This window comes from Clostridium tarantellae (assembly GCF_009295725.1).
In the GTDB taxonomy this organism is placed as follows: Bacteria; Bacillota; Clostridia; order Clostridiales; family Clostridiaceae; genus Sarcina; species Sarcina tarantellae.
On the sequence record NZ_WHJC01000426.1, the window covers coordinates 1 to 2,159 of the forward strand.

2 protein-coding genes are annotated in these 2,159 nt (G+C 24.5%); one reads left to right on the plus strand and one right to left on the minus strand.

The window, feature by feature from the left end; all coding sequences use genetic code 11:
• The first annotated feature begins 478 nt into the window (after positions 1-478).
• Positions 479-871 carry a hypothetical protein gene (locus GBZ86_RS15245; protein ID WP_152892071.1) on the plus strand — a complete coding sequence of 131 codons (393 nt, stop codon included), beginning with the start codon at positions 479-481 and terminating at the stop codon, positions 869-871.
• Positions 872-1,145: 274 nt separating this feature from the next.
• Here GBZ86_RS15245 and GBZ86_RS15250 read toward each other — a convergent pair whose 3' ends face one another.
• Positions 1,146-2,150 carry a YeiH family protein gene (locus GBZ86_RS15250; protein ID WP_152892073.1) on the minus strand — a complete coding sequence of 335 codons (1,005 nt, stop codon included), beginning with the start codon at positions 2,148-2,150 and terminating at the stop codon, positions 1,146-1,148.
• Between the last annotated feature and the right edge of the window lie 9 nt (positions 2,151-2,159).

A 2,159-nucleotide genomic window follows, 5' to 3' on the forward strand; every position in this document is an offset into this window, starting at 1 on the left:
GTTTATAAAGCTAATAAACAATAATTTCAATATAGTTATTGCTTTTTTACTTATAGGGCTTAATTCTTGGTTAGCACTAATAACTAATGAGTTTTCTTTAAATGAAATTGTTAGTGCAGTTTTATTTGCATTTATAAACTCTTTCATAATATCACTAATTAATTTTAATAAAAAACATTTAACAGCACACCATAAAAAATAAAACTTAAAAAGAAAGACAGGCTATTCTATAATGAATGCTCTGTCTTTCTTTTTTTATTGTATTAAATAAATATTAATATATACTTGACAAATAAAATTTATTAAGTTATTATATTTACAAATATAGTAATATTTTATATTATTTTCTATATTTTCTAGTTAAAGGGGATAATTATTAATAGATAGTTTTAGCTATATTTACACTATTAATCTTTTTACTTAACTTTATTTTTAGTTTAGTAGAAAAATTTTATTGTAAAGATTGGAGGAAACTTTTATGAAAATCAAAAAAATGTTAAGTTTAATTCTTGTTAGTGGTATATTAGCATGTGGGGTAAATGCTTCTATAGCAATGGCAAGTGAAGGAACAAGTAATGATAATTTAGAGCAATCTCCTAGTATTGAAAACACACAAAAAGATAATTTATGCCCTATATCTGGTAATATTGTTGAAAGTGGTAAAAAAAATTGTAAAAATAAAGGGCAAAAAAATAGAAAAAGAGATACCAATAAAGATGGGGTTTGTGACATAACTGGAAATTCTATCAAAGCTGGTAAAATAAATTGCCAAAATAAAAAACAAATGAAAAAAGAAAGGGATTTAAATGGAGATGGTATTTGTGATATAACAGGTAATCCCATTGGAACTAACAGAAACAATTGCAATTAAATATACTAAAAACTAATAATTAACTTTATAATTTACTCTGATAAATAAAGGAATATATTATTTTTTCTAAAGTATATTAAATTAATAACTATAAATCTATAAATAAAAAAAACTCTAAACTTTTCATATAATTTAGTTTAGAGTTTTTTTATTTTAGATTTTATTTTTAGTATTTTAATTCCTATTTATTTATACAATAATAACAATATTTGCATACTTAAATTTTAATTATAAATAGTATTATCAGGATATTTAAATTATTATATTATTTCTCTTATATGAAAATTTTAATTAATACTAATGCAAAAATAATTTGCATTAATCCAACTAAACCTCCATATAACATTCCTTTTGGACCTTCTTTAATTAAATCTTTAAATTTAACCCTCATACCAATAGCAGCTAAGGCTATTATTTCAAATTGTCCACTAACATAATGAGCTACTGATGATACTTGCTTTGGAATTAATCCTAAGCTATATATAACACTTAATATAAAGAAACCTATTATAAACCAAGGTACTGTTACTTTTACCTTTTTTCCATTATTATATTTTTTTTCAAATAGTTTTCCTTCTTCACTGGTATTTACTCTTGAAAATAAAATTACTACTGCAACTATAAGTATTATTCTTAGAATTTTAAATATAGTTGCCATTTCAACTACACTTTCATTTACAAACTGTGCTGATGCAATAACTTGTCCAACAGATTGTAATGTTCCACCTAATAAAGCTGATGTTTGTATAGTTTCATGATTATACATAATTCCAGCCACAATAGGTAATACAAACATAAGAATAGTTCCTGTTACATTAACTATAGTTACAGATAATCCTTTATCTTTAGCATTTGGATGAACCACTTGAGATACTGATGCTATAGCGGATGATCCACATACAGCATTACCTGCGCTCATTAATAATGAAAACTTTCTATTAAAACCAAGTTTTCTTCCTATAATAAAGGCTGAACTTATTGTAAATATCATTTGAAGTACTATAAATACTACTCCTCCTAGTCCTACAGACTTTATATCACTTAATTGTAACGTTGCCCCCATAAGCACTATGGAATATGAAAGAAGCTCTCTTTCTGAAAATTTACTTCCTTCATCATATCTTTTATTATTAAGAATGGTATTTCCTGCTATTATTCCTAAAAATATTGCAAAAGTGGCTGCCCCTAAACTAGGCATAAAACTGGCTAAAAATTTTCCAATCATTGCTATAAAAACACATACTATAAAACCTGGTATTATTTCTTTTGTTTTTTTCATATTTCACCT

Bases quoted from the DNA above. Each gene is read 5' to 3' on its own strand.
- GBZ86_RS15250 (WP_152892073.1), bottom strand. From the start codon at position 2,150: ATGAAAAAAACAAAAGAAATAATACCAGGTTTTATAGTATGTGTTTTT.
- GBZ86_RS15245 (WP_152892071.1), top strand. From the start codon at position 479: ATGAAAATCAAAAAAATGTTAAGTTTAATTCTTGTTAGTGGTATATTA.